Here is a 24,868-nt window from a genome sequence, read left to right on the forward strand (position 1 = left end):
CCTTCTGCTCGTCAGGCCACCGGGTTGGGCTGCCGGAGCAGCGTGTCCGCCTCGCGGACCATCTGACGCACCGCCTTCTCGGCGGACGTGTTGCCCAGGAGCGCCGACTGGAGTGGCTGGCACATCCGGTTCTGGAAGTTGGAACCCGCTCCGGCGAACCAGTTGGGCGGGTCGAGCACCGCCACCTCCCCGGCGTCCGCGTACGAGGACTGCGGGTCCAGGGCGGCGTACTCCGGCTCCGTGAGTACGGGCTGGTAGGCCGGGATGTGACCGGCGCTCGCCCAGGTCAGGCTCTGTTTGACCATCTCCGCGACATACCGGTGGGCCTGGCGGCGGCGCTCCGGGTCGGGGTTCTCCTGGTGCGGGAGGACGAAGCTGTGGCTGTCCGTGTAGACGGCGGGCTTGTCGAAGACCTGCGGGAAGGGCGCGGCGCCGAGCGGGACGCCGGACTTCTTCAGCGTGGGCAGTTCCCACTCGCCCAGCATGATCATGCCTCCGCGGCGGCCGATGAAGCTGGCCATCGCGCTGTTGTAGTCCAGGTTGTTGGGGTTCGTCCGGCCGTCGAACAGCTGCTTCATGAAGGTGACGACGCGCACCGCGGCGTCGACGTCGATCTCCGCCGGGCCGCCGTCCGGCAGGGTGAAGGCGGCGCCGGTCTGGGCGTAGAGCGCGGCGAACTGCCGCCAGTTCTGGGCCGTGTCGAGGACGTGGCCGAAGAGGATGCCGGAGTGCCCGGACGCGTCGGCGAGCGCCTTGCCCGCGTCCAGTACGGCGTCCGGGGAGCCCAGCGGGGCCAGTTCCCCGTCGGAGTCGAGGAGTCCGGCCTTGTCGGCGGCCTCCTTGTCGTAGAAGACGATGAAGGGGTGGACGTCCAGCGGGATGGCGTAGACGGCCCCGTCATGCTGGGTGCGCGACCAGACGGCCGGTGCGAAGTCCTGCCGCGTGACACCGAACTCGGCGAGCAGGTCCAGGTCGAAGGGGTCGAGCAGGCCGCCGGGCGCATAGCCAGCGAGCCGGGACAGATGCAGGATCGCCACGTCGGAGGCGCGGCCCCCGGCGGCCGACATGGCCAGTTTGGTGTAGTACGACGGGCCCCAGTCCAGGATCGTCCGCTCGACCTCGAAGCCGCGCGGGCGGCCGGACACGGCCTTGATCATGTCGTCCATCAGCATGCCGTCACCGCCCTGGAACAGGTCCCAGACGCTCAGGGCCGAGGCGCTGGAGGACGAGGTGGCACAGCCGGACAACGGACCGGCCGCGAGCAGCGCGCCCGCGGCGGCCGTGCCGTGGCGCAACAGCCGACGGCGGGTGAGGCCGGGTGCCGCACCGGGCGTGGATGCAGGTTGTGGAACAGGGAAGCGGGCAGACATCGCGGACCTTCCGACGGCCGGATCGCATGCCGGACCTGCGGTGGACCACCCCGGGAGGGGAGATCACCGCGCGGGTCAGGCGGGGGCGCACCGGGCCGAACCGGTGCGGTGGCTTGTTTTTACATCGATGTACATCGGCTGTAAAGAGCTTGGGGGCCGTGGCGGCGGGGGGACTGGGAATCTGGGCGGGAGGGGGGTGGGGCTGCAAGGGCGAGGGGACGGGGATTCTCGGGGTGAGCGGCCCGGAACTCTGGACGTGAACCGCCGGGGACCCTAGGCCTGAGCTGCCTGGATTCTGGACGTGAGCCGCCCGGGACTCCGGACGTGAGCCGCCGGGAACTCCGGGCGCGACGAGTCTGGGTTCCTGGGCGCGACGGGCCTTTGGTTCCGGTCCCGAGCAGCCTGCGGCCACGGCTGAAAGGCGTGGGCCGATGCGGCGCCGGGCAGCCCGCCTCCGAGGCCGCGTCCCCCCGGGACATAAACTCGGCAGCGCCAGGGCAGGGAGGTTCCGGTGGCACGACCCAGGATCAAGGACGTCGCGCGGCTCGCAGGGGTGTCGGAGAAGACGGTGTCCAACGTCATCAACGACTACACCCATGTCTCCGACCGGACCAGGCGCGCCGTCCGCGAGGCCATCGAGGAACTCGGCTACAAGGTCAACCTGGCCGGTCGGCACCTGCGCCAGGGACGCACCGGCATCATCGCCCTCGTCGTCCCCGAACTGGACGTCCCGTACTTCGCCGAACTGGCCCGGCACGTCATCCGGGAGGCGGAGCGGCGCTCCCTGACGGTACTGATCCACCAGACCGGAGCCGACCGCGATCACGAGCTGGCGGCCCTGGCCGGGTTCGGCTCCAGCTTCGTCGACGGGGTCATCCTCAGCCCGCTCGCCCTCACCCGCGACGACCTGCGCGACCGTGCGGGCGCCCCGCCGACCGTGCTGCTCGGGGAGTTGCTGGAGGAGGGCGCCGACCACGTCGCCATCGACAACGAGAAGGCCGCGCGGGAGGCGACCGAGCACCTGATCGGCCTCGGACGGCGCACCATCCTGGTCGTCGGCGGACACGACGGCGGGGGCCTGGGAACGGCACAGGCCCGCACCCGCGGCTACCGCGCCGCCCTGACGGAAGCGGGCATCGCCCACGATCCGGCGGCCCTCCTCCCCGTCGCCTCCTTCCGGATGCCGGACGGCGCCGCGGCCGTGGCGCGAGCGCTGTCGGACGGCGCCCGGCCGGACGCGCTGCTGTGCCTCAACGACCAGTTGGCGCTGGGCGCGCTGCGCGCGCTGTACGAGCGCCGGGTGCGGGTGCCCGAGGACATCGCCGTCATCGGCTTCGACGACGTGGAGGCCGGACGGTTCAGCGTCCCCACCCTGAGCACCGTGGCCCCCGACAAGGCCGCGGTGGCGCGGGTCGCCGTCGAACTGCTGCAACGACGGATGGACGAGGCCACGGGGTCGGCGTCGACGGACGCGGCGCCCAACGGCGTGCAGTCGACCCAGGATCTCGTGGTGGCCCACCGCCTCGTTCTGCGCGAGAGCACCGAAGGGCTCGGCACCGACTCGGCCTGATCGGACCCCGGTCTACCCTCCACGCGCAGCTCAACCGTCGCTCCCTCTTTCGACTTTTTGAGGACAAAGCATGGACGGGGGAGGGGAAAGTCCCTACCGTCTTGCTCGCAGCCGCACACCGCACCCGGTACATACCACCCCAGACCTCCCACCCCTAGGCACAGCGCACCCGCAACCAGCGGACCACAGACGCCCGTTCCCCTCCCCCTCAGGCCACGTTCCGCGGCTGCGCGAACTCCTGACGCGGCGTCTGCTCCCGTCCGCCCCCTCAGCGCCAGGAGGAGAAGTGAGTCAACGGCCGTACCGCCGACGCCGCAGACATGCCGCGGGCTTGGCACTCGCCGCGATCGTCGTCGGAAGCTGGACCCCCGCCGCCGCCCAGTCCGCCACCCGGGCCACCGCCGCGGACATCCCGCCCCAGGAACCCGGGGTGACACTGCGCGTCTTCGACGTGCAGGTACCCCTGAAGAAGATCTGCGAGCTGAAGGCCGGTCAGACGCCCAACATCGACAAGCTGATGCCGACCGTCGACTGGACGACGGACGCGGACTTCGGCCTGGGCAGCAACTTCGTCACCCACGCCCTCGGGAACCTGAACATCCCGCAGGACGGCACGTACGCCTTCCGTCTGATCAGCGACGACGGCTCCCGTCTGACCATCGGTGAGCGGGAGGTCATCGACCACGACGGTCTGCACGGCGCCGAGCCGAAGGACGGATCCGTCGATCTGACGGCGGGTCTGCACCCGCTGCGCATCGAGCACTTCGAGGCGGGCGGCGGCCAGCAGCTCACCCTCCAGTGGAAGCCGCCCGGCGCCACGGACTTCACCCTCGTCCCCAACTCGGCGCTGAGCACGGACGCCGGGGTCGTCCGGGTCACCGCGCCCGGCCGCAAGGAGTGCGTCGGCGGCCAGGACAGCCCCGGCGACGGGCTGCCGCTCGCCGACGTCCACCCGAACTACACCCTCACCGACCTGCGCCCCGCCGGTTTCGAGCCCAAGGTGTCCGCGATGGACTGGCTGCCGGACGGCAGGCTGGCCGTGTCCACCTGGGGCGAGAGCGAGACCGCGGAGGGCGAGGTCTACCTCCTGGACAACGTTATCGGGGACACCGGGCCGCAGAAGGTCACGGTCAAGAAGGTCGCCTCGGGGCTCAGGGAGCCCATGGGCATCAAGTACGTCGACGGCAAGCTGTACGTCTCGGAGAAGCACCAGCTCACCGAGTTGAACGACCACGACGGCGACGAGGTCGCCGACGAGAAGAAGAAGATCGCCTCCTGGCCCTACGGCGGCAACTTCCACGAGTTCGCCTTCGGCCTGCTCTACGACAAGGGCAGCTTCTACCTCAACCTGTCGGTCTCCATCAACTACGGCGGCGCCACGACCGACCCGCAGCCCGCCGAGGGCGGTCGCGGCACGACCATCAAGGTCGACAGGAAGACCGGCAAGGTCTCCTACGTCGCCGGAGGCCTGCGCACGCCCAACGGCATCGGCTGGGGCCCGGACAAGGACATCTTCGTCACCGACAACCAGGGCGGCTGGCTGCCCTCCTCGAAGCTGCTCCACATCAAGCAGGACCGCTTCTTCAACCACTACACCCGCTACGGCGACGGCTCGCGGTCCGGCCCCTTCGACGACCGTCCGGTCACCAAGCCGGTGCTGTGGCTGCCGCAGAACGAGATCGCCAACTCGCCCAGCACCCCGCTGATGCTGAAGAAGGGCCCCTTCGCGGGCCAGATGATCTTCGGTGACGTCACCTACGGCGGACTCCAGCGCGCCAACCTGGAGAAGGTCCACGGCGAGTACCAGGGCGCGGTCTTCCGCCACACCCAGGGCCTGGAGGCGGGCGTCAACCGCATCAGCGTCGGCCCCGACGGCGCGATCTACGCCGGTGGCCTGGGCGCCGACGGGAACTGGGGCCAGGAGGGCAAGCTCCGCTTCGGCCTCCAGAAGCTCACCCCGAACGGCACCAACGCCTTCGACATCCACTCGATGCGCGCCACCAGCAAGGGCTTCGTCCTGAAGTACACCCAGCCCCTCTCCCAGGAGACGGCCGACAAGCTCGCCCAGAGCTACCAGGTCCGCCAGTGGCGCTACTCCCCCACCCCCGAGTACGGCGGCCCGAAGATCGACGAGGAGCCGCTGACGGTGTCCCGCGCCGTCCTCTCGGACGACCGCAAGCAGGTCCGCCTGGAAATCCCCGGCCTGAAGACCGACCGCGTGGTGCACATCCGCTCCCCGCGCCCCTTCGCCGCGGAGAACGGCGAGGCGCTGTGGAGCACCGAGGCCTGGTACACCCTCAACGCGATCCCCGGCCGACAGACCCCCGTCACCGCCTACGAGGCGGAAGAGGCCAAGCTCAGCGGCGGCGCGGGCGTCAACAAGGACCACCCGGGCTACTCCGGCGGCGGCTTCGTCGACCGCTACGGCACCCAGGGCGCCACCACCACCTTCCGTGTCGAGGTCGCCAAGCAGGGCACGTACGACGTCGGACTGCGCTACTCCAACGGCCCGAACCCCTTCCACGGTGACAAGAAGATCAGCCTCTACGTCAACGGGGACAAGGTCCGCCAGACGGTGCTGCCGCCCACCGGCAACTGGGACACCTGGGCGACGCGGACCGAGCGGCTGACCCTGCGCAAGGGCGTCAACACCATCGCCTACCGGCACGACGACGGCGACGACGGCCATGTGAACCTCGACATGATCCACATCAACCGGCCGGGCGAACGGATCAACCTGTTCGACGGCGGCAGCCTGTCGCAGTGGCAGCACACCGACGGCCGCGCGGTCGAATGGCCCCGCACCGACGAGGGCTCCATCGAGGTGTGCTGCGGGGACATCCGCACCAAGCAGAACTTCGGCGACCACCGGCTGCACGTCGAGTTCCGGGTCCCCAAGCTCCCCGACGACGTCACCGGCCAGGACCGCGGCAACAGCGGCGTCTACCTCCAGAACCGCTACGAGATCCAGATCCTCGACTCCTACGGGGTGCCCACCCTCGCCAACAACGAGGCCGCCGCCATCTACACCCAGAAGGCGGCCGACACCAACGCGTCGACGGCGCCGGAGACCTGGCAGTCCTACGACATCGTCTTCCGGGCGGCGCGCTACGACAGCAACGGTGAGATGACCGAGAAGGCGCGGGTCACGGTGGTGTGGAACGGCCGGACGGTCCACGACGACGTGGCCCTCAACGGGCCGACCGGCGGCGGCATCGCCGAGGGCCTGTCCACCGGACCGATCAAGCTCCAGGACCACGGCAACAAGGTCCGCTACCGCAACGTGTGGGTCGAGCCACTGAGCTGACCGACGGCAGGGCGGCGACCCGGTGCGCGCATGAGACGGTCCCTCCGGCGGGCCGTCTCCTGCGCGCGCGGTGTCTGTTTCGTTCAAGAGGACGGCGACGGCGGGCCGCTAGCGTTGCCGCCATGAACGGCACCGACAAGGAATCACGCCACCTCAGCGTCCACATCGACCGCACTGTCAGCGATGTCTACGCCTATGCCTCGAACCCGGCCAACCTGCCCGCGTGGGCCCATGGCCTGGGCGAATCCATCGAGCAGACCGGGGGTCAGTGGGTCGCGGAGTCCACTGCCCTGGGCCGGGTCACGGTGAGCTTCACGCCGCCCAATGAGCTGGGAGTGCTCGACCACCACGTCACACTCCCCTCTGGGGAGACCGTCTACAACCCGGTCCGTGTGATCGCCAGCGGCACCGGGAGCGAGGTGGTGTTCACCCTCCGCCGCCGTCCGGAGATGAGCGACGCGGACCTCGAGCGTGACGCGGGTATGGTCGCCGCCGACCTGGCCCGGCTCAAGGAGGTGATGGAATCCAAGTCCGGCTGACACCCCGTGTGGGGATCAGAGGGGCTGGAGACGACGGCGCAGGAGGCAGAACTCATTGCCCTCCGGGTCAGCCAGGACGTGCCAGCTCTCGCTGCCGGTCTGGCCGACGTCGGCGGGCCTGGCGCCGAGCGCGAGGAGCCGCTTCAGTTCGGCGTCCTGGTCGCGGTCGGTGGCGTTGACGTCGATGTGCAGGGGCAGCTTCCCGGTGCGTGGGTCGCTGCTGGGGCTGAGGACGAGGGTGGGCTGCGGGCCGCCGAAGCCGACGTCGGGCGGTCCGATCTCGATGCTTCCGTCGTCGTCCCGGTCGAGTTCGACGTAGCCGAGAACCTCGCTCCAGAACGCGGCGAGCCGCTCGGGGTCGGCGCATTCGAGGACCAGTTCACTGATGCGGCATGCCATGCCCGGCAGTGTAGGCAGACGAGGGGCGCTCTGCGGTCACCGTGCGCGAGCGGCCCGGGAAGACGCCCGCCTCCCGCGTTGTTTCCCGGCGGGACACAGGAGAAAGGCAGAGCCGTGCACGGTGAGTACAAGGTTCCGGGCGGCAAGCTCGTCGTCGTGGAGGTGGACGTGGCGGACGGTGTGCTGCGGCACGCGCGCGTGGCGGGTGATTTCTTCCTCGAACCGGATGAGGCGCTGGCCGCCATGGGCGGTGCCCTCGACGGCGCCCCCGCCGACACCGACGCGGCCGGTCTCGCGGCCCGGATCGACGCCGCGCTCCCCGAGGGGACCGTGATGTACGGGCTGACCTCGGAAGGCGTGGCCATCGCGGTGCGTCGCGCGCTCGCCCACGCCGCGGACTGGACCGACTACGACTGGCAGTTGATCCACGAGGGCCCTCAGCCCCCGGCGCTGCACATGGCGCTGGACGAGGTGCTCACGGCCGAGGTCGCCGTGGGACGCCGCCCGCCGACGCTCAGGGTGTGGGAGTGGGGCGCCCCCGCCGTGATCATCGGCAGCTTCCAGTCGCTGCGCAACGAGGTCGACCCCGAGGGCGCGGACCGGCACGGCATCGAGGTCGTACGCCGCATCTCCGGCGGCGGGGCGATGTTCGTGGAGCCCGGCAACACGATCACCTACTCCCTGTCGGTGCCGGAGGCGCTGGTGCAGGGGCTGTCCTTCCAGGACAGCTACGCCTACCTCGACGACTGGGTGATCGGCGCCCTCGGCGAGATGGGGATCAGGGCCTGGTACCAGCCCCTGAACGACATCGCCACCGACCAGGGCAAGATCGCCGGTGCCGCGCAGAAGCGGATCGTCGGACCGGGCGGCGGTCCGGGTGCCGTGCTGCACCACGTGACCATGGCCTACGACATCGACGCCGACAAGATGCTCGAGGTGCTGCGCATCGGGCGCGAGAAGCTGTCCGACAAGGGCACCAAGAGCGCGAAGAAGCGGGTGGATCCGCTGCGTCGCCAGACCGGCCTGGCGCGCGAAGCGGTCATCGAGCGGATGATCGACTCGTTCCGCCTGCGCTACGGGCTCTCCGACGGCAAGGTGACGGACCAGGAGCTGGCCCGCGCGGAGGAGCTGGCCCGGACGAAGTTCACGTCGCCGGAGTGGACGGCGCGGGTGCCGTGACGGGCCGCCGAGCGGTCGCACATCGCGGGGCGGCTGCTGCGCACGGCTTGGGCCGTGGTGGTGTGCCCGGTCACCCCCTCGGTGACGCGCCTCCGCCGTGAGGCACGGACACACCGTCCCGCCGCGTCCAGCGGGAGTCGTCCTTGTCGGGAATCGCTAAAATTCCACACGTCATGACATTCCTTTCCGGCGGTGTCACGAAAGGCGTTCGGCGGCGGGGACAACCTCGGCCATGGCAGGACCGTAACACACGTAATTCCTCACCTACGGACGGGTTTTGACGGTGTGTGCGCTTCGTCGATCATGCCCAGCGATCGGGACAGTCACCCGCCCGAAGGCCCGGCCAACCGACCGAAGCCCGTTCAGTGCACGCGCTCCCCGCATTCCGCCGGAAACAGCACGCCGCCCGGCGGCAGTCCGTCCGGGCATCCTCCGATCACCCGGAGGCACGCCTCGAGGGAGCCGTCCGTGGGCGAATACTTGACCGCGACCTCGTCCAGCACGGCGATCTCACCGGCGACATGCAGTTCCGCCGCGTACACGCCGTCCGGGAAACGTTCCGCCAGGTGTACCCGTCATGGGGATACGACGACAGGGCCTCGTCGATCAGCCCCAACGCCGTGTCCCGCGCGGCCGGGTGGCCCTGCTCGGCGAGGTCCAGGAGCAGGGGCGCGATATCGGCGCGACGAACGCTTCGGGCGTGTCAGAGCCCCGCACGGGTGAACGTCACATGCGTGACCCCGGTGGGTGACGCCACGGCCTCGACCTGGTAGTCCTTCTGTACGTCCTCCAGCCCGTCCCAGAGGCGTGCGCCGCGGCCGAGCAGGATCGGGACCACGACGACGTGCAGGTGGTCGACGAGTCCGGCCGCGAGGAAGTCGCGGACCACGGTCGCCCCGCCGCCCACGCGCACGTCCTGGTCGCCCGCCGCCTCGCGGGCCGCCTCCAGCGCCTTGGCGGGCGATGTGTCGAGGAAGTGGAACGTCGTGCCACCCTCCATCTCGATCGACGGGCGCGGGTGATGGGTGAGGACGAAGGTCGGGGTGTGGAAGGGCGGGTTGGGTCCCCACCAGCCCTTCCACTCGGGGTCCTCGTGCCATCCGGGGTAGCCGAACTTCCCGGCGCCCATGATCTCGGCGCCGACACCGGGGCCGTGCCGCCGTGCGAAGGCGTCGTCGAGGCCGCCGGTTCCGCCGGGCTCGCCGGTCGTCTCGTGCCACCACCGGGTGGTGAACATCCACTCGTGCAGCCGCTCACCGGCGTGGCCGAACGGTGCGTCATGGCTCAGTCCCTCACCGGTGCCGAAGCCGTCGAGGGAGAGGGAGAAGTTGTGGACACGAACGCGTGACATGGCTGACGATTCCTTCCCTTCCGCTGCCGACCGCCCGTGCTGTCGGCCTCCGCACACGCTGACAGATGTGCGGCGGGCCCACACCCGGTCAGGCCGAGTCGCGCACGACGAGTTCGGGTGCGAAGAACACCGCGGTGGGTTCGGTGCGCGTGCCCTGGATGTGTTCGGCCAGCAGACCGGCCATCTCTCCGGCCATCTGCTCCACGGGCTGCCGGACCGTGGTCAGGAAGGGGCGGTAGGCCACCGCCACGCTGGAATCGTCGAATCCCACCACGGCGACGTCCTGGGGGACCCGCTTCCCGCGCTCGCGCAGCAACTGGCAGGCGCCGTGGGCCATCATGTCGTTCGCGGCGAAGACTCCGTCGATGTCGGGGTGTTCGGCGAGCAGCCGACTCATGGCCGCGGCCCCGCTGTCCACGGTGAACGTGCCCTCGGCGACCGGCACTTCACCGACCCCGGCGGCGGCCAGCGCCGTACGGAACCCTTCGAGTCGTTCACGGGCCGCGGGGAGCGCCCGGGGGCCGCAGACCGTGGCGATCCGGCGGCATCCGCGGGCCAGCAGATGCCCGGCCGCCAGCCGCGCCCCGTCGGCCTGGCGGAGATCGACGTAGCTGACGTCGAGTCCCGGTTCCGGACGGCCGAAGACCACGGTGGGGATCTTGGTCGCGGTCAGCATCGCGGCCAGGGGATCCGCCGCCTGCATCGTCACCACCAGGGCGCCGTCCGCCGTCCCCTGGCTGAGATAGTCGACGACCTGTCTCCGGGCGCTCTCGGACTCCGCGACCAGGATGACCGGGTGCATGGCGCGGGCCCGCAGACAGCTCACGACGCCGTTGACGACCCGGCCGAAGAACGGATCGGCGAAGACGCGTGCGGCGAAGGCGTCCCCCGTGCCGGAGATGACGAGGGCGACCGTCTCGGTGCGATGGGTGACCAGGAACCGCGCTGCCCGGTTGGGCCGGTAGCCCGTCCGCTCGATCGCGCGGCGGACGACCTCCTGGATGTCGGGGGCCACGTTGCGGACCCCGTTGACGACCCGCGACACCGTCGCCCGGGACACCCCCGCCTCCCGCGCGACATCCTCCAAGGTCGGGGCCCTCTCGCTCATACCCCGAACCCTAACGTCTCAGGGCCACGGGGCCCGGGCGGTGGCGTGGTGCTCGTGCCCAGCGCACCAGCAACCCCCATGGATCTTAAGTAAAGCCAAAAGAAAAGGCGTCAAGTTCCTTGACCCCTCCTTTAGATGACGGGCAAGGTTTGGAGAGCGCTCTCCCGTTACCGGTTCGTTAAGGAGACCTCTCCATGCCCGTTGGCATCCGCCTGTCCCTGCCCCCACGAAGACGACGTCCCGCGTCGGCCCGTAGGAGCATCGCCGGGGCCCTCACCGCGGCCCTCCTCGGCTCCCTGCTCGCACTGGTCCCCGCCCCCGCCGCCCAGGCGGCTCCGGTGCTGCTCTCCGAGGGCAAGCCGGTCACCGCCTCCAGCCAGGAGCACTACGGCACCCCGGCGGCCGACGCCGTCGACGGCAACCTCGGCACCCGCTGGTCGAGCGCGGCCTCCGACGCCCAGTGGCTGCAGGTCGACCTCGGCACCCCGGCCCAGCTCAGCCAGGTGGTGCTGCACTGGGAGACCGCCTACGCGAAGGCGTACCGCATCGAGCTGTCCGCCAACGGCACCGACTGGTCCACGGCCTACTCGACGACGACCAGCACAGGCGGCACCGAGACCCTGAACGTCACCGGGACCGCCCGCTACGTGCGCATGCAGGGCGTCACCCGGGCCACCGGATGGGGCTACTCCCTCTGGGAGTTCAAGGTCTTCGGCGACACCGGCGACGGCGGCCCCACCCTCCCCGGCGGCGGCGACCTCGGCCCGAACGTCCATGTCTTCAGCCCGTCCACGCCGGGCATCCAGGCCAAGCTGGACGAGGTGTTCCGGCAGCAGGAGTCGGCGCAGTTCGGCAGCGGGCGGCACGCCTTCCTCTTCAAGCCCGGCACCTACAACGGGCTCAACGCGCAGATAGGCTTCTACACCTCCGTCTCCGGTCTGGGCCTGCGCCCCGACGACACCACCATCAACGGTGACGTGACCGTCGACGCGGGCTGGTTCAACGGCAACGCCACGCAGAACTTCTGGCGCTCCGCGGAGAACCTGGCACTGAACCCGGTCAGCGGCACCAACCGGTGGGCCGTGTCGCAGGCCGCCTCCTTCCGCCGTATGCACGTCAAGGGCGGGCTCAACCTCGCCCCGAACGGTTACGGCTGGGCCAGCGGCGGCTACATCGCCGACAGCAAGATCGACGGCCAGGTGGGCAACTACTCGCAGCAGCAGTGGTACACGCGGGACAGCTCCATCGGCGGCTGGTCCAACTCCGTGTGGAACCAGGTCTTCTCCGGCACCGTGGGCGCCCCCGCCACCAGCTTCCCCGAGCCGCGCTACACCAGCCTCGACACCACCCCGATCTCCCGCGAGAAGCCGTTCCTCTACCTGGACGGCGACGAGTACAAGGTCTTCGCCCCCGCCAAGCGCACCAACGCGCGCGGCACGACCTGGGAGAGCGGCACCCCGCAGGGCCAGTCGATCCCGCTGAGCCAGTTCTACGTCGTCAAGCCCGGCACCTCGGCGGCCACCATCAACGCGGCCGTCGCCCAGGGCCTGCACCTGCTGTTCACCCCCGGCGTCTACCAGGTGGACCGCACCATCGAGATCAACCGCGCGGGCACCATCGTCCTGGGCCTCGGCCTGGCGACGATCATCCCGGTCAACGGCGTGACCGCGATGCGGGTCGCCGACGTCGACGGCGTCCGCCTCGCCGGTCTCCTCATCGACGCCGGTCCCACCAACTCCCAGACGCTGCTGGAGATCGGCCCGCAGGGTGCCTCGGCCGACCACGCCGCGAACCCGACGACCGTGCAGGACGTGTACATCCGTATCGGCGGCGCGGGCGCGGGCAAGGCGACCACCAGCATGGTCGTCAACAGCGATGACGTGGTCATCGACCACACCTGGGTCTGGCGCGCGGACCACGGCGAGGGCGTCGGCTGGGAGACCAACCGCGCCGACTACGGCGTCCGCGTCAACGGCGACGACGTGCTGGCCACCGGACTCTTCGTCGAGCACTTCAACAAGTACGACGTCGAGTGGTACGGCGAGCGCGGCCGGACGATCTTCTACCAGAACGAGAAGGCGTACGACGCCCCCAACCAGGCCGCGATCCAGAACGGCTCCACCCGGGGCTACGCCGCCTACCGGGTGGACGACTCGGTCGACACCCATGAGGCATGGGGGCTCGGCTCCTACTGCAACTACAACGTGGACCCGACCATCATCCAGGACCACGGCTTCCGGTCCCCGATCAAGCCGGGAGTGCGGTTCCACACCCTGCTCACCGTCTCGCTCGGCGGCCAGGGCCACTACGCCCACGTCATCAACGACACCGGCGCGTCCACCGTCCCGGGCGGTACCTCGACGGTGCCGTCCACGGTGGTGTCGTACCCGTAGGACCTGACGGCCGATCACGCAAGGCTCCCCGGGCCGGGAAGCACGTGTCCCCGGCCCGGGGGCCGACCGGTGCAGCGCCCCACGTTCGTTCACGCTTGGCATGTCCACGTCACTCCCGTCTGTCGCTCCCCTTTCCGTCTGTCGCTCCCCTTTCCGCCTGTCGCTCCCCTTCCCGTCTGTCGCTCCCCTTCCTCCCCAGGAGCCGCGATGTTCCACTCCCCCTCTCCCCCACGACCTCATCGCACCCGTCAAGCGGCGGCCACGCTCTCGCTCGGAGCGCTCCTCGCCTCCTGTCTCACCCTCGCCACCGCGCCCGCCGCCGACGCCGCCGAGTCACTGCTGTCGCAGGGCAAGCGGGCCGCCGCCTCCTCCCAGGAAGGCGACGCCTTCTCCGCGGCAGCCGCCTTCGACGGGAACCTCGGCGGCACCCGCTGGGCCAGTCAGTGGCGCGACGCCGAGTGGATCCAGGTGGACCTCGGCGAGCGCCGTGACCTCAGTCGCGTGGTGCTGACCTGGGAGGCCGCGTACGGCAAGGACTACGAGATCCAGGCCTCCGACAACGGCACCGACTGGCGCACGCTGAGGACCGTCACCGGCGGCGACGGCGGCGTGGACGACGTCCCGGTCTCCGGCTCCGGCCGCTACGTACGGATGAACGGCCTCGCCCGCGCCACCGGCTACGGCTACTCCCTCTGGGAGTTCCAGGTGTACGGCGAGGGCGTTCCCCCGGTCGCCGAGGGCGCGGTGCGCGTCACCGGGACGCAGGGCGACTGGCAGCTCACCGTCGGCGGGCAGCCGTACACCGTCAAGGGCCTGACCTGGGGCCCGGCGGTCGCCGACGCGGCGACGTACCTGCCGGACGTGAAGTCCATGGGGGTCAACACGATCCGCACCTGGGGCACGGACGCGTCGACCAAGCCGCTCCTGGACACGGCCGCGGCCAACGGCGTGAAGGTCATCAACGGTTTCTGGCTGCAGCCCGGCGGCGGCCCCGGCTCCGGTGGCTGTGTCAACTACGTCACCGACACCACGTACAAGGACAACATGCTCACCGAGTTCACGAGGTGGGTCGAGGCCTACAGGACGCACCCGGCGACCCTCATGTGGAACGTCGGCAACGAGTCGGTCCTCGGTCTGCGGAACTGCTACAGCGGCGCCGAGTTGGAGACCCAGCGTGACGCCTACACCACCTTCGTCAACGACGTGGCGAAGAGGATCCACTCCGTCGACCCGGACCACCCCGTCACCTCGACCGACGCGTGGACGGGTGCCTGGCCCTACTACAAGCGCAACGCCCCCGACCTCGACCTGTACGCGATGAACTCCTACGGCGACATCTGCGGTGTCCGGCAGGCCTGGGAGCAGGGCGGCTACTCCAAGCCGTACCTCATCACCGAGGCCGGACCGGCGGGTGAGTGGGAGGTGCCGGACGACGCCAACGGTGTGCCCGACGAGCCGACCGACGTGCAGAAGGCCGACGGCTACACCAAGGCGTGGGACTGCGTCACCGGGCATCGGGGGGTGGCGCTCGGCGCGACCCTCTTCCACTACGGGATCGAGCACGACTTCGGCGGCATCTGGTTCAACCTGCTGCCCGACGGGCTCAAGCGGCACTCCTACTACGCGGTGAAGCGTGCCTACGGCGGCTCGACGGCCGGTGACAACACCCCGCCGGTGGTCAGCAACATGACGGTCTCCTCCCCCGCGTCGGCCCCGGCCGGGGGCGAGTTCACCGTCCGGGCCGATGTCCGCGACCCCGACAACGACCCGCTCACCTACAAGGTCTTCCTCAGCGGCAACTACGCCAACGGTGACAAGCGTCTGGTCGAGGCGCAGTGGCGCTCCACCGGCAACGGCACCTTCGCGGTCACCGCGCCGGAGAAGCTCGGTGTCTGGAAGGTGTACCTCCAGGCCCGGGACGGCCGCGGCAACGCGGGCATCGAGACCAAGTCCGTCAAGGTCGTGCCCCCACCCGTCAGCGGCACCAACGTGGCGCTGAACAAGCCGACCACCGCCTCCTCCTTCCAGTCCTCCTACGGCGACTGCCCCTGCCCGCCCACCCGCGCGACGGACGGCAACACCGGCACCCGCTGGGCGAGCGACTGGAGCGACCCCCAGTGGATCAGCGTCGACCTCGGCGCCCCCACGGCCGTCCGCACCCTGCAACTGGTGTGGGAACCCGCCTACGCCAAGTCCTACGAGGTGCAGGTGTCCGATGACGGCAACACCTGGCGCACGATCCACGCGACCACGACCGGCAACGGTGACATCGACACGATCAGCGTCTCGGCGACCGCTCGCCACGTACGCCTGCACCTCACCGCGCGCGGCACGGGCTGGGGCTACTCGCTCTACGAGTTCGGTGTCTACAGCTGACCTCAGCAAAACGGGATCAACCAAGGGATCAAGCATGAGATCACGTCCACGTCCGAAACGGCTCCCGGCCTTACTCCTCGGCTGCGCCCTCGTGGCCAGCACCCTGGCCCTGGGCCTCACCGCCAACGCGGCAGCCCCGTCGGCCTCCACCGCCCACAGCGGGCACATGATGGCCGCGTCCACCCAGGTGTCGGCCGACGACCCCGACGGGGACGGCTACATCCCCGCGAACCCACCCGTCACCGGGGTGACACCGTCCGAGAAGGAGCCACCGCCCGCCTACTTCCACGAGTTCCAGGCCAACTGCGCGGTCACGCACACCGCCCCGGACGACCCCATCGTCTACCCCGCCCAGCCGGGCAAGTCCCACGACCACACCTTCATGGGCAACACCTCGACGAACGCACACAGCACCACCGACTCCCTCTACGGCGGCACGACCACCTGCAAGGCGCCCGCCGACGGCTCCGCCTACTGGATGCCCTCGCTGTTCAAGGGGGACCGGAAGATCCTCCCGGTCGGACCGCAGGTCATCTACTACAAGGCGGGGGTGACCGACTACACCAGCGTGCGCCCGTTCCCCAAGGGGCTGCGCTTCGTGGTCGGCAGTCCGACGCAGAGCGCGGAGCAGTTCCGTGACCACCCCGGGTGGGTGGAGGGCTGGGAGTGCGGCGACAGCTTCAAGAACGTCGACTTCCCGCAGACGACCTGCCCGGCCGGTACCCAGCTCAACATCCGCATGCAGGCGCCCAGTTGCTGGGACGGCAGGTATCTCGACACCCCGGACCACCAGAGCCACATGGCCTACCCGGTCGTGAAGCCCGGCACCAACAACGACATCTGTCCCACCTCCCATCCGGTCGCCCTGCCGATGGTCGAGTTCAAGATGGCCTTCCCGGTCGACGGAGACATGTCGCAGGTCCGGCTGGCCAGTGGCCGCGGCTACTCCTTCCACTACGACTTCTTCAACGCCTGGGAGGAGCGCACCCTCGCCGCCATGGTCAACCACTGTGTGGTGGGCGGCCTCCAGTGCGACCCGCGCGGCTACGACCAGAACCGTCCCGAGCGGGGCGCGGTGCTCGACGAGAACTACCGCCTGCCGTGATAGTCGGCCGCTCCCGGCGTCGAGCAGTTCGGGAGCGGCTTCGGCGGGAAGCGTCAGCGACAACATCTGATGTGCGACCGGGTGAGAGGGGGCCTGGCGAAACTCGATGGCCGCTGTCATCGAAGTGTCGGTACCGTCGGGCTCCCGGCCCGCCGCATCGGCGGTTGCCTCGTCCGGAGAGTGAAGACTGTGACCAGCCAGCGAGCGACGACGACCCTGTGGCGTCCCACCGGCCCCAAGGAGCTGGAGTTGGTGCGTGAGCTGGACTGGCGTGCCTGGCCGCCGCGCCTTCCCGAGCAGCCGATCTTCTATCCGGTGCTCAACGAGGACTACGCCGTCAGGATCGCGCGGGACTGGAACGTCAAGCATGACGGTGCCGGTTTCGTCACCCGGTTCGAAGTCGAGACCGCCTTCCTGAGCAGGTATCCGGTCCGGCAGGCGGGTGGGCGGACGATCCTGGAGTTGTGGGTGCCCGCCGAGGAGCTGGACGAGTTCAACGCTCATATCGTGGGTGAGATCCAGGTGGTTCACGAGTTTCGCTGAGCGGGCGGCTCCGGACGCGGGGTGATGCCTTCGACGAGGTTGGAGACCAGGGCGGTCACGAAGTCATCGGTCACCGGCTCGTCCGGGATCAGCATCCGGTGGTAGACAGCGCCCCACAACTGGTCCACGAGGACCCGGACATCCACGTCGTCCCGGAGCTGGCCCTGCTCCTTGGCCCGCAGCAGCCGCTCACCGGCCAGCCGTCGGCGCTCGGAGGAGTACAGCGAGCGGAAGGCCGTGGCCAGGTCCTCGTCGGTCTGGGACTGCCCGATCAGTTCGGTCACCACCCGCCCGGCCGGGGTCCGGGTCATGACCCTCACGAAGGCGCGCAGTTGACTCAGAAGGTCGGCGCGGAGGTCGCCGGTGTCCTCGAAGGCGAGGGTCTCCTCGACGGCGTGGAAGTAACCGTCGAGGGCGAGGGCCCCCTTGGAGGGCCACCACTTGTACAGCGTCGTCTTGCTGACACCGGACAGCCGGGCGACCCTTTCGAAGGTCAGGTCGGCGATGCCCTCCGTCATCAGCACCTCCCCGACCACACGGAAGACATCCGCGCGCACCTCGTCGGCCGGGCGACGGCCACGCCTGCGGGCCGGGCGCTCCTCGGCCCCCTCGGCCTGCTCCGTCACGATGTCCCCTTTTCGCTCGTCCTGCATCGGCTCAGTCTAGGAAGTACGGTGCGGGGGCCGGTCATCGCCGTTCGTCAGGCCGCCTCCGCCCCTTTGACGTGGAGCAGCTCACCGAAGCCGAGCCGGGTGAGGAACTCCTCCTGGGCGCGGCGCATGACCTCGTTGGCCTCCTCCACACCGGCTTGGCTGAAGTCGACGACGGTCCGGAAGGGCCGGGTGCCGACGGGCAGGTCCAGCACCCGGACGATCTCCTCGGCCACGGCACGCGGGTGGGCGTCCACACCGGGCGGGAACAGCCCCTCCGTGGCCTCCTCGTTGCGGGCCGCCATCGGGTCCAGCGCGGCATAGGCGCGGGTGCGCTCACCGTCACCGGCGCGGCTGGCGTTGGGGAAGTGCTCGGTGCCCTGGGTGAACGGGCCCGGCATCACGATGGTGGTCTCGATGCCGAACTGCCCCACCTCGTACGCCGTGACCTGGGCCAGCGCGTCCGCGGCGAACTTCGACGCCACGTAGGGCCCCAGGAAGGGCGGCACGACCACCGAGGTGGTGCTGCCCACGTAGAGGAGGGTGCCGGAGCGGCGCGAGCGCATGTGCGGCAGGGCCGCCCGGTTGACGCGCTGGATGCCGACGGCGTTGACGTCCAGGAGGCGCTGGACGTCCTTGGGGGTGAAGGCCTCGACGTAGCCGACGTAGAGGTGTCCGGCGTTGTGGACGACCGTGTCGAGGCGTCCGGCCTCGTCGAGGACGGTCGCGACGGCCGCTTCCGCTGATGCCTCGGACCGCACGTCGAGTTCCACGACGCGGAGGTCCTGCCCCTCGCGGCGGCCGAGTGCCAGGAGTTCCTCGGCGTGGGCGGCGTTGCGGCCCCGCACATCGCGCATGCTGGCGTAGACGGTGTGGCCCGCGGCGGCGAGTGAGCGGGCGGTGAGGTTGCCGATGCCTGTGGCGGCGCCGGTGATGAGAACGACGGATGACATGGGGTTTCCCTTCGGCTCTGCTACGGGCGTGTGCTCGCGGGGGTCAGGCGAGACCGCCGTTGGTGTAGAGGACCTGGCCGTTGACCCAGCGGGCGGGACCGGCGAGGAAGGCGACCGACTCGGCGACGTCCCGCGGGTCGCCCAGCCGCTCCAGCGGGGTGGCCTTCGCGAAGTCGGCGATCGTGGTCTCGTCCTTGCCCTCAAGGAAGAGCGGGGTGGCGATCGGGCCGGGCGCGACGGTGTTGACGGTGATGTCCTTGCCGCGCAGTTCGCGGGCGAGGATCAGCGTGATGCCCTCCACGGCGGCCTTGCTGGCGACGTACGCCCCGTAGGTGGGCAGCTGGGTGCGGGTCACGGACGTGGACACGTTGACGATCGCGCCACCGGGGCGGACGCGGCGGGCGGCCTGCTGGGAGACGACGAAGGTGCCGCGGATGTTCGTGCGGTGCATCCGGTCCAGGTCGTCCAGGTCCAGCGTGGCGATCGGGGCGAGCACCATGATCCCGGCGGTGTTGATGACCACGTCGATGCCGCCGAACGCCGTCTCCACGGCGTCGAAGGCGGCGGCCATCGCGTGCTCGTCGGCCACGTCACCGCCGACGGTGACGGCCTGCCCGCCGGTTCCGGTGATCTCTTCGACGAGCGCCTCGGCCTTCGCCTTGTTGCCGGAGTAGTGCACCGCGACCGCGAAGCCGTCGGCGGCGAGCCGCTCGACTACGGCCTTGCCGATGCCGCCGGAACCGCCGGTGACGAGGGCGACACGAGAAGTGGTGGTCGTGGTGGTCATGGATCTCTCTCCTCCGCATTATGTGGACGGTGAATCCATATAATCAGAATATGAACGCACCGTCCATATAGCTGGGCGGATTTCTGCCCGGCGCGGTGGAGGGACCGAGTGGTTGGTCAGGCGGAGGGGCGGGTGACCACGTTGATGTTGAAGGTGTGGGATCCGAGTCCGTTCGCGATGCCCATGAAAAGCAGGGCGAAGTGTTCCTGGCCTCGTGCGGTGGTGATGCCGCCGATGTCCAGCTGGGCGGACGAGGGCCAGCCGAGGTCGGTGAGGAGGCGGCCGGTGGTGCGCTTGGCCTCGGCGTCGTCGCCGGAGAGGAAGACGGTGCTCGGACCGTGCAGGTCGTCGGGGGCGACCATGACGGTGGAGTCCATGGTGCACAGCGTCTTCACCACGGGGGTCAGGGGGAAGGCCTCCTGGATCTGTTCGGCCAGGCTGCTGTTGGGGTGGGAGAGTTCGGTGAAGTCGTCGGAGAGGCCCACGCCGACGTCGATCAGCAGGGTGCCCGCGAGCGCCGGTGCACCGATGGACCGGAGCACGTCCACGGAGACGGTTCCCGGGGTGGCGTTGACCAGTACCTCCGCGTGGGCGGCCGTCTCGTTCAGGCCCGCCACGGGGAGACCCAGGTCTGTCCGCTCCTCGGGGTGACGTGAGCCGAGGAGCACGTCATGTCCTGCGGCACGCCATCCGTGGGCCAGCGCCCGGGCGACGTTGCCGGTGCCAAGTAGTCCTATACGCATGGTGCGACGCTAAACCGCCGTCAGGGGTCGGCGGATCGGGCCGGGGGTCCAGGTGGGACCGGTACCAAAGGCGTAGTCCTGAGGTCAGGGATGACGGGTCAGGTGCCGTGTGATCCGAGTCGCTCGCCGGGGAGCAGAGACACACCACCGGTGATTTGACGGGTCCCCCCGTCCCTTGGTGACGTCGTCCACCGGCGGCAGCGACCCGGTCGGCTCGCCGCCGTCCGACGCCTCCACGAGCGCTGTGTCCGCCCAGGTTGACGGCCGCCGACGTCATCGACGGATCCGATAACAACGACCCGACAAGCCGGGGCCGTACGCGGTGACCGTCGACACCATCCGCCCGGTCTTGACCTGGCGCCCGTCCAATCCAGACAGGCAGACAGGCAGAAGGGACCCTCGACATGTCGTCTCGCAGTACGGCCGCGCGGGCTCCGACCCCGCCGACTACGAGGACATGCCGCGCCAGTGGGCCTCGCACGGGTTCGTCGTCTACAGCGAGGTCTCCTCCAGCAGCGGTGACGACATGGTCGACGCCCTCGACTGGCTGGAGGACCAGAACGCCAGTCCGAGCAGCCCGCTGGACCAGGACCTCGACACCGCCGAGGTGGCCTTCGGCGGTCACTCCCGCGGTTCGATCGGGACGTTCGACGTGGCCGACGGGCCGCGCCTGGAGACCACCGTCCATGTGGCCGGTGGCTCCTTCGACGGCAACGGTCCGGACAGCCTCCGCAACCCCGCCCTCTACGTGGGCGGCGACGAGGACTTCGCCACCGCCAACATGGAGCGCGACTACACCAGCACCGATGTACCGGTGTGGTTCACCATCCTCAACGGAACCGACCACATCTACGCCGCCCGCAACGGCCAGCACATCATCACCGCGTGGCTGCGCTGGCACCTGGCCGACGAGGAGTTCCGCCGTACCGAGGACTTCCTGCGGTCCGGCTGCACCTTCTGCGGCCTCGGTGCGGTGCGGTACATGAACTGGTGAGGCGTTCGCGGCGACGGGTTCACACCGCGGCGATCGTCCCCGCGGCGGTCACCTCCAGGGTGCGGTCGCACCAGCGGTGCAGCAGCGTGCGGTCGTGACCCACGGCCAGCAGCCCGGCGCCCGTGGTGGCACGGTAGTGCTCGACGGCCGCGACCAGTGCCGCGCTGGTCGAGGCGTCGAGCATCGCCGTCATCTCGTCGCAGACCAGCCAGCGGGGACGCAGCACGAGCGCGCGGGCGAGGCAGGCGCGTTGGAGTTGGCCGTCGCTGACCTCGTGGGGACGTCTGTTCAGCAGGTCCGGGGTGAGACCGACGGTGGCGGCGAGGTCGGCCACCCGGTCCGGTGCGTCCTCGCGGCGGCCGGTCGCGCGCAAGGGCTCGGCGATCAGGTCGGCCAGGCTCAGGCGCGGGTCGGCCGCGAGTCGGGGCTGCTGGAAGACCACACCGAAGGCGGTGCGCTGCTCGCGTGGGGCGCGGTGCCGCCACCGGCGTACGGGATCGCCGTCCAGGAGCAGGGTTCCGGCGTCGGGGCGGTGCAGCAGTGCCGTGACGCGCGCGAGGGTGGACTTGCCGCAGCCGCTGGGGCCGAGCAGGCCGACGGCCTCCCCGGGGGCGACGGTCAGGGAGACGTCCCGCACCACGGGGGCCTCACGGTCGTATCCGGCGGTGATGGCGCGCAGTTCAAGCACGGATGTCCTCCGGTACGTGCGGGTGGTGGCAGGCGACCGTCCCGGTCAGTGGCGGGCGGGCCGCGCAGGCATCGGTGGCCCGTGCGCAGCGGGCGGCGAAGGCGCAGCCGTCGGGAAGGTCGCCGAGTTCGGGCGGCATGCCGGGGATGGGGGTGAAGGCGCGGTCGGGCAAGGCCTGGAGCAGGCCGCGGCTGTAGGGGTGCCGGGGGCCCGGGGTGCCGAAGAAGGCGGCGGCGTCGGTGAGTTCGACGATGCGGCCCGCGTACATGACGGCGACCCGGTCGGCGATGCGTTCGGCGGCGGTCAGGTCGTGGGTGATCATCAGCAGGGAGCGGTCGGCGGCGTCGACGTGCCGTCGTAGTTCGTCGACCGTGCGGTCCACCAGGTGGCGGTCGAGTCCGGTGGTCGGTTCGTCGGCGAGCAGCAGGGGCGCGTCGCCGACGAGGGCGAGGGCGGTGGCGGCGCGCTGGGCAAGGCCGCCGGAGAGTTCGTGCGGGTGCCGGTCCAGGTGGTCGGCGGGGAACGCGGCGCGCGCGGCGGCCTTCTCGGCGGCGGTGCGCAGGGCGGCCCGGCCCCGGGTGCCGGTGAGTTCGGCGATCGTCTCCTCGAGTTGGGAGCGGATCGTGCGGACGGGGGTGAGGTGCGCGGCCGGGCTCTGCGGGATGAGGCCGATACGGCGTCCCCGTACCGTCCGGGCGAGGGTGCGCTCGTCGGCCGCCAGCAGGTCGAGGCCGTCGAGGTGGGCCTCCCCGGTACTGCGCGCGTTGGCGGGCAGCAGGCCGAGGAGGGCGGAGGCGAGGACGGACTTGCCGCAGCCGCTCTCCCCGATCAGGGCGAGGCATTCACCGGCGTGGACGTCGAAGTGCGCGTCGGTGACGGCGGCGATACGGCGTCCGCCGGACAGGAGGAAGCGCACGGACAGCCCGCGCACCGCGAGCACGGTCGATCGCTCGGTCACAGCATCAGCTCCGATCGGCGGCGGGGGTTGATCCGTTCCCGCCAGGCCCCGGCGAGCCCGGCGATGGCGAGGGTCGGGACGATGATGAACAGGCCCGGGAAGAGGGTCGGCCACCACTGTCCGGCGAGCAGGGAGCCACGGGCGCTCTGGATGAGGTTGCCGAGGCTCGCCATGTGGGTGGGCAGCCCGAGCCCGAGGAACGACAGGGCCGACTCGTGCCACATGGCGTGCGGCACCATCAGTACGGCGGCCAGCGCGGCCTGAGGGAACACGGCGGGCAGCAGATGCCGTACCGCCACCCGCCACCGGGACGCGCCACCGGAGACGGCGGCGTCGAGGTACGGGCGGGAGCGCAGGGACAGCACCTCGGCGCGCACGATACGGGCCGTCGACAGCCAGTGGGTGAGCGCCACCGACACCATCACCGGCCATACGCCCGGCCGGAACATGGCCACGATGAAGATGCCGAGCAGCAGGTGCGGCACGGACGAGAACGCGTCGACCAGCCGCATGACGGCCCGGTCGACCCAGCCGCCCAGCGCCCCGGCGGTGGCGCCGACCGCGGTGCCGACCACGGTCGCCGTCACGGCCGCCGCCACGCCGACCAGCAGGGACACCCGCAGCCCGTAGAGACAGCGCAGGAGCAGGTCGCGGCCCACGTCGTCGGTGCCGAACGGGTGCTGCCAGGACGGGGGTCGGAGCTTGGCGGCCAGGTCGACGGCCTGCTGGTCGAGCGGGGCGAGCGGCGGTACGAGCAGCACCGCGAGGACGGTCAGCGCGACAAGCGTGACGGAGGTGCGCACCCTCAGGGCGCGGGTGGCGGGGCGGTCGGCGCCGTACGACCGCCACTTCGTCTCGGCGGTGGCCTCAGCCATGGGAGTCACATTTCACTGAGCTTCACCCTCGGGTCGAAGAGTCCGTACAGCAGGTCGGCGAGCAGGTTGCCGACCAGGACGGCGGCGGTGGCGAGCGTGGTCAGGGCGGCGAGGAGCGGGAAGTCGACGGCGGTGGCCGCCTCGACCGTGGCCGCCGCGATGCCCGGCCAGCTGAAGACGCTCTCCACCAGCAGGGCGCCGGTGATGAGTTCGGGCACCCGGGAGCCGATCAGGGTCAGCACCGGCAGCATGCCGGAGCGCAGGGCGTGGCCGAGCAGGACGGTACGTTCGCTCAGGCCCCGGGCGCGGGCGCCGCGTACGGGGTCCTCCGCCAGGGCGTCGCCGACGCCCTGGCGGACGTACAGGGTGAACCACGGGAGCTGGGAGACGGCGAGGACTCCGGCGGGCAGCAGGATGTGGCTGGTGAGCTGGGACGGGGTGACCTGTTCGCTGGCGGTGTCGGTCAGGCCGCCCGCCGGGAGGACGTCCAGTTGGAGGGCGAACAGCCAGATGGCCAGCAGGGCGATCCAGAAGACCGGTGCCGCCTCCAGGGTGTAGGCCAGCGAGGTGACCGCACGGTCGAGCCAGGATCCGGGGCGGCGGGCGGCCAGCACCCCCAGCAGGGTGCCGAGCAGGACGGCGACGGTGAAGGCCACCGCGCACAGCAGCGCCGACCACACCAGGCGTTCGCCGACGACCTGGGCGACCGGCTGCCGCAGCACGCTGGACTGGCCGAGGTCGCCGGTGACGGCGGCGGTCAGCCAGTCCCACCAGCGCTGGGCGAACGGCTGGTCGGCGCCGAGGTTGGCGCGCAGGCGGTCCAGGGTCTCCTGGTCGGCGCCGAGCGCGGCGGTGCCCGCGTAGGCCTTGACGGGGTCGAACGGGGAGGCGGCGGCGATCGCGAAGACGCCGAAGGTGACGACGAGGAGGACCGGGACGGCGAACAGGGTCCGCCGTCCCACCAGTCGTGCCATGGGCCC

Annotated in this window: 22 protein-coding genes; 9 read left to right on the forward strand and 13 right to left on the reverse strand. The window is 70.5% G+C overall.

The features are described from left to right. Window positions 1–11: 11 nt before the first annotated feature. A complete protein-coding gene (locus ACFVQG_RS27205; protein ID WP_383388299.1) occupies window positions 12–1,370 on the reverse strand; it encodes an extracellular solute-binding protein in 1,359 nt (452 codons plus the stop codon). Between the two features lie 511 nt (window positions 1,371–1,881). On the opposite strand from ACFVQG_RS27205, the gene ACFVQG_RS27210 reads away from it, so the two are divergent. The 3 genes from ACFVQG_RS27210 to ACFVQG_RS27220 all read left to right on the forward strand — a co-directional run bounded on the left by ACFVQG_RS27210 (window position 1,882) and on the right by ACFVQG_RS27220 (window position 6,786). After that, entirely contained in the window at window positions 1,882–2,940 is a 1,059-nt protein-coding gene (locus ACFVQG_RS27210; protein ID WP_383388301.1) for a LacI family DNA-binding transcriptional regulator, read from the forward strand. 286 nt (window positions 2,941–3,226) lie between these two features. Continuing rightward, window positions 3,227–6,247 carry a family 16 glycoside hydrolase gene (locus tag ACFVQG_RS27215; protein ID WP_383388303.1) on the forward strand — a complete coding sequence of 1,007 codons (3,021 nt, stop codon included), beginning with the start codon at window positions 3,227–3,229 and terminating at the stop codon, window positions 6,245–6,247. A 122-nt stretch (window positions 6,248–6,369) separates the two neighbouring features. Further along, window positions 6,370–6,786 carry an SRPBCC family protein gene (locus tag ACFVQG_RS27220; RefSeq protein WP_383388305.1) on the forward strand — a complete coding sequence of 139 codons (417 nt, stop codon included), beginning with the start codon at window positions 6,370–6,372 and terminating at the stop codon, window positions 6,784–6,786. Between the two features lie 15 nt (window positions 6,787–6,801). Here the strand turns inward: ACFVQG_RS27220 and ACFVQG_RS27225 are convergent, their stop codons facing one another. Beyond that, window positions 6,802–7,185: a VOC family protein gene (locus ACFVQG_RS27225; RefSeq protein WP_383388307.1), complete on the reverse strand. Its 384-nt coding sequence runs from the start codon at window positions 7,183–7,185 to the stop codon at window positions 6,802–6,804. Between the two features lie 114 nt (window positions 7,186–7,299). Between ACFVQG_RS27225 and ACFVQG_RS27230 the strand changes: the two genes are divergently transcribed. Continuing rightward, entirely contained in the window at window positions 7,300–8,364 is a 1,065-nt protein-coding gene (locus tag ACFVQG_RS27230; protein ID WP_383388308.1) for a biotin/lipoate A/B protein ligase family protein, read from the forward strand. A 362-nt stretch (window positions 8,365–8,726) separates the two neighbouring features. Here ACFVQG_RS27230 and ACFVQG_RS27235 read toward each other — a convergent pair whose 3' ends face one another. The 3 genes from ACFVQG_RS27235 to ACFVQG_RS27245 all read right to left on the reverse strand — a co-directional run bounded on the left by ACFVQG_RS27235 (window position 8,727) and on the right by ACFVQG_RS27245 (window position 10,823). Further along, a complete protein-coding gene (locus tag ACFVQG_RS27235; protein WP_383388310.1) occupies window positions 8,727–8,906 on the reverse strand; it encodes a hypothetical protein in 180 nt (59 codons plus the stop codon). A gap of 161 nt (window positions 8,907–9,067) precedes the next feature. Then, window positions 9,068–9,715, reverse strand: coding sequence for a dihydrofolate reductase family protein (locus tag ACFVQG_RS27240; RefSeq protein WP_383388312.1), 648 nt, complete (start codon window positions 9,713–9,715; stop codon window positions 9,068–9,070). An 88-nt stretch (window positions 9,716–9,803) separates the two neighbouring features. Next, complete coding sequence (locus tag ACFVQG_RS27245) at window positions 9,804–10,823, reverse strand: LacI family DNA-binding transcriptional regulator (protein ID WP_383388314.1); 1,020 nt, start codon at window positions 10,821–10,823, stop codon at window positions 9,804–9,806. A 194-nt stretch (window positions 10,824–11,017) separates the two neighbouring features. Between ACFVQG_RS27245 and ACFVQG_RS27250 the strand changes: the two genes are divergently transcribed. The 4 genes from ACFVQG_RS27250 (at window position 11,018) to ACFVQG_RS27265 (ending at window position 17,240) form a co-directional block, all read left to right on the forward strand. Continuing rightward, window positions 11,018–13,216: a discoidin domain-containing protein gene (locus tag ACFVQG_RS27250; RefSeq protein WP_383388316.1), complete on the forward strand. Its 2,199-nt coding sequence runs from the start codon at window positions 11,018–11,020 to the stop codon at window positions 13,214–13,216. Between the two features lie 207 nt (window positions 13,217–13,423). After that, on the forward strand, window positions 13,424–15,592 hold the full coding sequence (locus ACFVQG_RS27255) for a discoidin domain-containing protein (protein ID WP_383388318.1): 2,169 nt from the start codon (window positions 13,424–13,426) through the stop codon (window positions 15,590–15,592). Between the two features lie 34 nt (window positions 15,593–15,626). Continuing rightward, window positions 15,627–16,697 (forward strand): DUF1996 domain-containing protein, encoded by a 1,071-nt coding sequence (locus ACFVQG_RS27260; protein ID WP_383388321.1) that lies wholly within the window; start codon window positions 15,627–15,629, stop codon window positions 16,695–16,697. 189 nt (window positions 16,698–16,886) lie between these two features. After that, window positions 16,887–17,240, forward strand: coding sequence for a hypothetical protein (locus ACFVQG_RS27265; protein WP_383388322.1), 354 nt, complete (start codon window positions 16,887–16,889; stop codon window positions 17,238–17,240). Here the strand turns inward: ACFVQG_RS27265 and ACFVQG_RS27270 are convergent. The 4 genes from ACFVQG_RS27270 to ACFVQG_RS27285 form a co-directional block, all read right to left on the reverse strand. Beyond that, complete coding sequence (locus ACFVQG_RS27270; protein WP_383388324.1) at window positions 17,225–17,893, reverse strand: TetR/AcrR family transcriptional regulator C-terminal ligand-binding domain-containing protein; 669 nt, start codon at window positions 17,891–17,893, stop codon at window positions 17,225–17,227. The genes ACFVQG_RS27265 and ACFVQG_RS27270 overlap by 16 nt on opposite strands. A 47-nt stretch (window positions 17,894–17,940) precedes the next feature. After that, window positions 17,941–18,843: an SDR family NAD(P)-dependent oxidoreductase gene (locus ACFVQG_RS27275; protein ID WP_383388326.1), complete on the reverse strand. Its 903-nt coding sequence runs from the start codon at window positions 18,841–18,843 to the stop codon at window positions 17,941–17,943. Between the two features lie 43 nt (window positions 18,844–18,886). Then, window positions 18,887–19,630, reverse strand: coding sequence for an SDR family oxidoreductase (locus tag ACFVQG_RS27280; RefSeq protein ID WP_383388328.1), 744 nt, complete (start codon window positions 19,628–19,630; stop codon window positions 18,887–18,889). Between the two features lie 116 nt (window positions 19,631–19,746). After that, the gene (locus tag ACFVQG_RS27285; RefSeq protein WP_383388330.1) at window positions 19,747–20,373 is read right to left on the reverse strand and encodes an NADPH-dependent F420 reductase; all 627 of its coding nucleotides are present in this window, start codon (window positions 20,371–20,373) and stop codon (window positions 19,747–19,749) included. A 457-nt stretch (window positions 20,374–20,830) separates the two neighbouring features. Between ACFVQG_RS27285 and ACFVQG_RS27290 the strand changes: the two genes are divergently transcribed. Then, a complete protein-coding gene (locus ACFVQG_RS27290; RefSeq protein WP_383388332.1) occupies window positions 20,831–21,367 on the forward strand; it encodes a hypothetical protein in 537 nt (178 codons plus the stop codon). 19 nt (window positions 21,368–21,386) lie between these two features. Here the strand turns inward: ACFVQG_RS27290 and ACFVQG_RS27295 are convergent, their stop codons facing one another. The 4 genes from ACFVQG_RS27295 to ACFVQG_RS27310 are packed head-to-tail and all read right to left on the reverse strand — an operon-like array spanning window position 21,387 to window position 24,862. Continuing rightward, window positions 21,387–22,055 (reverse strand): ABC transporter ATP-binding protein, encoded by a 669-nt coding sequence (locus ACFVQG_RS27295; protein WP_383388333.1) that lies wholly within the window; start codon window positions 22,053–22,055, stop codon window positions 21,387–21,389. After that, window positions 22,048–23,013 carry an ABC transporter ATP-binding protein gene (locus ACFVQG_RS27300; protein WP_383388334.1) on the reverse strand — a complete coding sequence of 322 codons (966 nt, stop codon included), beginning with the start codon at window positions 23,011–23,013 and terminating at the stop codon, window positions 22,048–22,050. Before ACFVQG_RS27300 ends, ACFVQG_RS27295 begins: the two co-directional genes overlap by 8 nt. Then, complete coding sequence (locus ACFVQG_RS27305) at window positions 23,010–23,888, reverse strand: ABC transporter permease (protein WP_383388336.1); 879 nt, start codon at window positions 23,886–23,888, stop codon at window positions 23,010–23,012. Before ACFVQG_RS27305 ends, ACFVQG_RS27300 begins: the two co-directional genes overlap by 4 nt. A gap of 5 nt (window positions 23,889–23,893) precedes the next feature. Next, window positions 23,894–24,862: an ABC transporter permease gene (locus tag ACFVQG_RS27310; RefSeq protein ID WP_383388338.1), complete on the reverse strand. Its 969-nt coding sequence runs from the start codon at window positions 24,860–24,862 to the stop codon at window positions 23,894–23,896. Window positions 24,863–24,868 lie beyond the last annotated feature (6 nt).

The sequence above is a fragment of the Streptomyces sp. NPDC057877 genome, assembly GCF_042796855.1.
Lineage (GTDB): Bacteria > Actinomycetota > Actinomycetes > Streptomycetales > Streptomycetaceae > Streptomyces.

Excerpts from the sequence above, each read along its gene's own strand:
- ACFVQG_RS27205 (WP_383388299.1), bottom strand. The coding sequence starts at position 1,370 with ATGTCTGCCCGCTTCCCTGTTCCACAACCTGCATCCACGCCCGGTGCG.
- ACFVQG_RS27220 (WP_383388305.1), top strand. The coding sequence starts at position 6,370 with ATGAACGGCACCGACAAGGAATCACGCCACCTCAGCGTCCACATCGAC.
- ACFVQG_RS27225 (WP_383388307.1), bottom strand. The coding sequence starts at position 7,185 with ATGGCATGCCGCATCAGTGAACTGGTCCTCGAATGCGCCGACCCCGAG.
- ACFVQG_RS27240 (WP_383388312.1), bottom strand. The coding sequence starts at position 9,715 with ATGTCACGCGTTCGTGTCCACAACTTCTCCCTCTCCCTCGACGGCTTC.
- ACFVQG_RS27245 (WP_383388314.1), bottom strand. The coding sequence starts at position 10,823 with ATGAGCGAGAGGGCCCCGACCTTGGAGGATGTCGCGCGGGAGGCGGGG.
- ACFVQG_RS27250 (WP_383388316.1), top strand. The coding sequence starts at position 11,018 with ATGCCCGTTGGCATCCGCCTGTCCCTGCCCCCACGAAGACGACGTCCC.
- ACFVQG_RS27255 (WP_383388318.1), top strand. The coding sequence starts at position 13,424 with ATGTTCCACTCCCCCTCTCCCCCACGACCTCATCGCACCCGTCAAGCG.
- ACFVQG_RS27260 (WP_383388321.1), top strand. The coding sequence starts at position 15,627 with ATGAGATCACGTCCACGTCCGAAACGGCTCCCGGCCTTACTCCTCGGC.
- ACFVQG_RS27270 (WP_383388324.1), bottom strand. The coding sequence starts at position 17,893 with ATGCAGGACGAGCGAAAAGGGGACATCGTGACGGAGCAGGCCGAGGGG.
- ACFVQG_RS27275 (WP_383388326.1), bottom strand. The coding sequence starts at position 18,843 with ATGTCATCCGTCGTTCTCATCACCGGCGCCGCCACAGGCATCGGCAAC.
- ACFVQG_RS27280 (WP_383388328.1), bottom strand. The coding sequence starts at position 19,630 with ATGACCACCACGACCACCACTTCTCGTGTCGCCCTCGTCACCGGCGGT.
- ACFVQG_RS27285 (WP_383388330.1), bottom strand. The coding sequence starts at position 20,373 with ATGCGTATAGGACTACTTGGCACCGGCAACGTCGCCCGGGCGCTGGCC.
- ACFVQG_RS27290 (WP_383388332.1), top strand. The coding sequence starts at position 20,831 with ATGCCGCGCCAGTGGGCCTCGCACGGGTTCGTCGTCTACAGCGAGGTC.
- ACFVQG_RS27305 (WP_383388336.1), bottom strand. The coding sequence starts at position 23,888 with ATGGCTGAGGCCACCGCCGAGACGAAGTGGCGGTCGTACGGCGCCGAC.
- ACFVQG_RS27310 (WP_383388338.1), bottom strand. The coding sequence starts at position 24,862 with ATGGCACGACTGGTGGGACGGCGGACCCTGTTCGCCGTCCCGGTCCTC.